This is a genomic window from Devosia sp., from assembly GCF_041917035.1.
Lineage (GTDB): Bacteria > Pseudomonadota > Alphaproteobacteria > Rhizobiales > Devosiaceae > Devosia_A.
The window spans coordinates 1-5,107 of sequence record NZ_JAYRYM010000255.1 but is presented as its reverse complement, the minus strand read 5'-3'; the positions used below and the strand labels follow the sequence as shown (position 1 = coordinate 5,107).

Sequence of the window (5,107 nt, the reverse complement as noted above, 5' to 3'; positions counted from 1 at the left end):
CTGGGTGGTTCCGCACACCCCCTCCGACCTGCGCTAGCTCGCTGCGCTCACAAGCTGCGCTTGCCTCCCCCGTCGCGGGGGAGGTGGGGGCCGGTGCTTGTGGCCAGACAGTGAGCACGCTCACCGCTCCTTGGTATACGGCACGCCGCCGGCCTTGGGGCCGACGGCCTTGCCGATGAAGCCGGCGAGCAGCACGACGGTCAGCACGTAGGGCAGCGCCTGGATGGCCTGGACCGGCACCTCGACGCCGAAGATCTCGGCACTCTGCAGGCGGATCTGCAGCGCGTCGAGGAAGCCGAACAGCAGGCAGGTGAGCATCACCGGCACCGGCTTCCACTTGGCGAAGATCAGCGCGGCGAGCGCGATGAAGCCCTTGCCGGCGGTCATGTTGTTGCCGAAGCCCGAGCCCTGGGCGATCGAGAAGAAGGCGCCGGCGAGCCCGCAGAGCAGCCCGGTGATCAGCACCGCCTGGTAGCGCAGGCGAATGACCGAGATGCCGGCGGTGTCGACGGCCTTGGGATTCTCGCCGACGGCGCGCAGGCGCAGGCCGAAGCGGGTGCGGTAAAGCACGAACCAGGTGATCGGCACGGTGAGAAAGGCCAGGTAGACGAGGAGGTTATGGCCGGAAATGAGGTCGTGGTAGATCGGCCCGAGAACCGGGATGCCCTGCAGCTCGTCGGCGAAGGGCAGCGTGATGTCGGTGAAGCGCTGGCCGGCCTTGAGCTGCGGCGTGCGGCCACCCTGGGCGAACCACTGGATGCCCAGAAACGTGGTGAGGCCGGCTGCCAGCATGTTGATGGCGGTACCGGCGATCAGCTGGTTGCCCTTGAGGGTGATGGCGGCCGCCCCCTGCAGCCCCGCCGTCCCCAGCGAGACGAGAATGCCGGCGAGGAGGCCGATCCAGACCGAGTCGAAGACCGAGGCGGCCGCGCCGGCGGCGAAGGCGGCCATCAGCATCTTGCCCTCGAGTCCGATGTCGAACACACCCGAGCGTTCCGAATAGAGGCCGGCAAGGCTGGCAAAGAGCAGGGGCGTCGAGAGCCGCAGCGTGGCATCGAGGGTAGAGAGGACGAGGGCCATGTCCATGGCTCAGGCCTCCCGCTTCGCCGAGGTGCCGAACAGCATGAAGGCCCGCTGCAGGCCGGGGCGGAAGAGGCCCTCCATGGCACCGGTGAAGAGGATCACCAGGGCCTGGATGACGACGACCATTTCCTTGGACAGGCCGGGGATCACGTATTGCAGCTCGTTGCCGCCCTGGTAGAGGGCGCCGAACAGCAGGGCGGCAAAGAGGATGCCGACCGGGTGGTTGCGGCCCATCAGCGCCACCGCGATGCCGACGAAGCCGGCATCGGCGACATAGTCGAGCACCAGCCGGTACTGCACGCCGACGATCTGGTTGACCGCCACCATGCCGGCGAGCGCGCCCGACAGCGTCATGACGATCATGATGGTGCGCGAATTGGAGATGCCGGCATAGCTCGAGGCGGTGGGGTTGTGGCCAAGCGCCCGCATCTGGAAGCCGAAGCGCGTATGCCAGATGAGAATGTAGGCACCGACGAGGCAGGCGAGCGCGAGGATCAGGGTGAAGTTGACGTCGGTGTTCTTGAACCAGGGGATGAAGGTGCCGAGCTTGGGCATGCGGCCCTCGGGCGCGATCATCGCCGATTCCGGGGCCAGCACGCCGGCCGGCTTGAGCACGTTGACCACCATGTAGACCATGATCGCGGCGGCGATGAAGTTGAACATGATGGTGGTGATGACGACGTGGCTGCCGCGCTTCGCCTGCAGCCAGCCCGGCACGAAGGCCCAGAAACCGCCGACGGCGGCGCCGGCGATCACGGCAACCGGGAATGTGATCCACCAGGGCAGGAACTGCAGCGGCAGGGCGACGAGGATGACGCCGAGCCCGGCGATATAGGCCTGGCCGTTGCCGCCGATGTTGAACAGGCCGGCATGCGCGGCGACGGCCACGGCGAGGCCGGTGAAGATGAAGTTGGTCGAATAGTAGAGCGTGTAGCCGATATTGTAGCCGTTGCCGAAGGCGCCGCCGACGATGGCCTCGAGCGCGGCCAGCGGGTTCTGCCCGATGGCGAGCACGACGAGGCCGGAGACGACGAAGGCCAGCGTCAGGTTGATCAGCGGCAGGAGCAGGATATCGGCCCAGCGCGGCAGTGGACGAAGGGCGCTCATCTGTCGGCTCCCTTCCCGGCGGTGACGCCGGCCATCATCAGACCGAGCTCGCCCTCGGTCGCAGTCGCCGGATCGGCCTCGCCGACGATCTGGCCGTCGAACATGACGAGGATGCGGTCGGCGAGCGAGCGAATCTCGTCGAGCTCGACCGAGACGAGCAGGATCGCCTTGCCCGCGTCGCGCATCCGGATGATCTGGTTGTGGATGAACTCGATGGCACCGATATCGACGCCGCGGGTGGGCTGGCCGACGATGAGCACTTCGGGGTTGCTCGACATCTCGCGGGCGAGCACGATCTTCTGCTGGTTGCCGCCGGAGAAGTTGGCGGTCTTCAGGCGTTCGTTGGCCGGCCGGATGTCGAATTCGGCGATGCGCTGGCGAGCCTTGTCGCGGGCCGCCCGGATATCGAGCAGCATGCCCGTGCCATAGGCCGGATCATCCTCGTAGCCGAGGATGGCATTCTCCCACTCCTCGAAGGCGGTGACGAGGCCCATGCGCTGACGATCCTCGGGGACATGGGCAAGCCCGGCCTGGCGGGCCCGATGCGCGCCGTCATCGCCCTCGAGCGAGAGCGGCGTGCCCTTCAGCCGGACCGTGCCGCTCGCCTGGTCGCGCATGCCGGAGACGGATTCGAGCAACTCGGTCTGGCCGTTGCCGGCGACCCCGGCGATGCCGACGATCTCGCCGCCGCGCACGGTGAAGCTCACGTCCTTGACGCGGGTGACCCCGAGGTCGTCCTTGACCACGAGATTGTCGACGGCGAGGAAGACCTCGCCCGGATGTGCCGGCCCCTTCTCGACGCGCAGCAGCACGCGGCGGCCGACCATCAGTTCGGCCAGTTCCTCGGGGTTGGTGGTCCTGGTCTCGAGCGTCGCCACCATCGCGCCCTGGCGCATCACCGAGACATAGTCGGTGATCGCCATGATCTCGCGCAGCTTGTGGGTGATGAGGATGATGGTCTTGCCCTGGTCGCGCAGGACGCGCAGCACACGGAACAGATCGTCCGCCTCGGAAGGGGTCAACACCCCCGTCGGTTCGTCGAGGATGAGGACGTCGGCGCCGCGGTAGAGGGCCTTGAGGATCTCGACGCGCTGCTGGGTGCCGACCGAAACGTCCTCGATGATCGCATCGGGATCGACTTCGAGGTTGTACTCGTGGGCGAGGCGCTGCAGTTCCTTGCGGGCGCGCTCGAGGCTGGGGCCGAGCAGCGCATTGTCCTCGACGCCGAGGATGACGTTTTCGAGGATGGAGAAGTTGTCGACCAGCATGAAGTGCTGGTGCACCATGCCGATGCCGAGGGCCAGGGCGTGGCGGGAATCGGTGATCCTGTGCGGCACGCCGTCGACACGGATTTCGCCGGAATCGGCGGTGTAGAAGCCGTAGAGGATCGACATCAGCGTCGACTTGCCGGCGCCGTTCTCGCCGACGATGCCGTGCACCGAGCCGCGGCGGATCTTGAGGTCGATGTCGCGATTGGCGTGAACCGGGCCGAAGCGCTTGTTGATCTTTTCGAGTTCGATGGCGAACTCGGACGCAACGGCCGAAGACGCAACGGCCCCTTGGGGCCGCTGCGCATGTGTGTCACCCGTCTGGGCGGTGGACGTCACCGACGCCACTCAGATGCCGGGGCAGGTCGAGTCGGCGGTGTAGTCGTGGACGACGATCTCGCCCGACTGGATCTTGGCCGACAGCTCGTCGACCTTGGCCTTCAGCGCGTCATCGATCAGCGAGGCATTGTGCTCGTCGAGCGAGTAGCCGACGCCGTTCTGGGCGAGGCCGAGCACGGTGATGCCCGGCTTGAAGGTGGCGTCGTCGCCGGCTTCCTTGAAGGCGGTGGTGACGGCGACGTCGACGCGCTTCAGCATCGAGGTCAGCACCGAGCCCGGATGCAGGTAGTTCTGGTTGCTGTCGACGCCGATGGCGAGCTTGCCGGCGTCGGCGGCGGCCTGCAGCACGCCGAGGCCCGAACCGCCGGCGGCGGCGAAGACGATATCGGCGCCGGCATCGAACTGCGCCTTGGTGAGCTCACCGGCGGTGACCGGGTCGTTCCAGGCGGCCGGGGTGGTACCGGTATAGTTCTCGATCAGCTTGACCGCCGGGTTGGCGGCCTTGGCGCCCTGGGCGTAGCCGCAGTAGAACTTGTGGATGATCGGCACGTCCATGCCGCCGACGAAACCGACGGTGCCGGTGGTGGACTTCAGCGCGGCGAGCGCGCCGACGAGGAACGAGCCGGTGTGCTCGTCGAAGATGATCGACTGCACGTTCGGCTGATCGACGACGGCGTCGATGACGACGAAGTTGGTATCCGGGAACTCGGCGGCGACGGTGCCGAGGGCGGTGCCCCACGAGAAGCCGGCCATGACGATCGGGTTGGCACCCTGCGAGGCGAAGCGGCGCAGGGCCTGCTCGCGCTGCGCGTCGTTCTGCAGCTCGAGATCGATGTAGGCGCCGCCGGACTCGGCCTTCCAGGCCTCGGCACCGTTGTAGGCCGCCTCGTTGAACGACTTGTCGAACTTGCCGCCCAGGTCATAGATGATCGCCGGATCGGCGAGTGCGGCGCCGGCAGCCAGAGCCGACATGGCGACGCCCGCGGCGAGAACGCCGAGATGCTTGCTGAAATGGTTCATGGATCAGTCTCCCTGTTTCGCGTCCGGCAACGGCAAATGCCGCCCTGACAGCCCGGCGCGTTAACGGCGAATACAATCGTGCAATCGCGCGCTCGGCAAGAGGGATGCGGCGGCTTTTTTGACCAAATGGAAAAAACTGCGTGGCATTCAGCCCTGCAACGGAGTCACGTCCGCGCCCATGGCACGGCCGAAGCGCTCGAAGAAGCCGTCGATGATGCGTTGCGCCGAGTTGCCGATCACCGCCCTGCCCAGTTTCATGATGCCGCCATCGGCCCCGCCGCTGGCACGAA

At 66.9% G+C, this 5,107-nt stretch carries 4 protein-coding genes; all 4 read right to left on the bottom strand.

The window, feature by feature from the left end; all coding sequences use genetic code 11:
• Positions 1 to 120: 120 nt before the first annotated feature.
• Positions 121 to 1,086: an ABC transporter permease gene (locus ACE3TU_RS18645; RefSeq protein WP_374626950.1), complete on the bottom strand. Its 966-nt coding sequence runs from the start codon at positions 1,084 to 1,086 to the stop codon at positions 121 to 123.
• Positions 1,087 to 1,089: 3 nt separating this feature from the next.
• Positions 1,090 to 2,190, bottom strand: a complete 1,101-nt coding sequence (locus tag ACE3TU_RS18640) for an ABC transporter permease (RefSeq protein WP_374626948.1) — start codon at positions 2,188 to 2,190, stop codon at positions 1,090 to 1,092.
• On the bottom strand, positions 2,187 to 3,710 hold the full coding sequence (locus ACE3TU_RS18635) for an ABC transporter ATP-binding protein (protein WP_374626952.1): 1,524 nt from the start codon (positions 3,708 to 3,710) through the stop codon (positions 2,187 to 2,189). Before ACE3TU_RS18635 ends, ACE3TU_RS18640 begins: the two co-directional genes overlap by 4 nt.
• Positions 3,711 to 3,806: 96 nt before the next feature.
• Positions 3,807 to 4,817, bottom strand: coding sequence for a BMP family protein (locus ACE3TU_RS18630; protein WP_374626946.1), 1,011 nt, complete (start codon positions 4,815 to 4,817; stop codon positions 3,807 to 3,809).
• Between the last annotated feature and the right edge of the window lie 290 nt (positions 4,818 to 5,107).

What these genes read in the sequence shown, in the direction of transcription:
- ACE3TU_RS18645 (WP_374626950.1), bottom strand. Translation starts at nt 1,086, where the DNA reads ATGGACATGGCCCTCGTCCTCTCTACCCTCGATGCCACGCTGCGGCTC.
- ACE3TU_RS18640 (WP_374626948.1), bottom strand. Translation starts at nt 2,190, where the DNA reads ATGAGCGCCCTTCGTCCACTGCCGCGCTGGGCCGATATCCTGCTCCTG.
- ACE3TU_RS18630 (WP_374626946.1), bottom strand. Translation starts at nt 4,817, where the DNA reads ATGAACCATTTCAGCAAGCATCTCGGCGTTCTCGCCGCGGGCGTCGCC.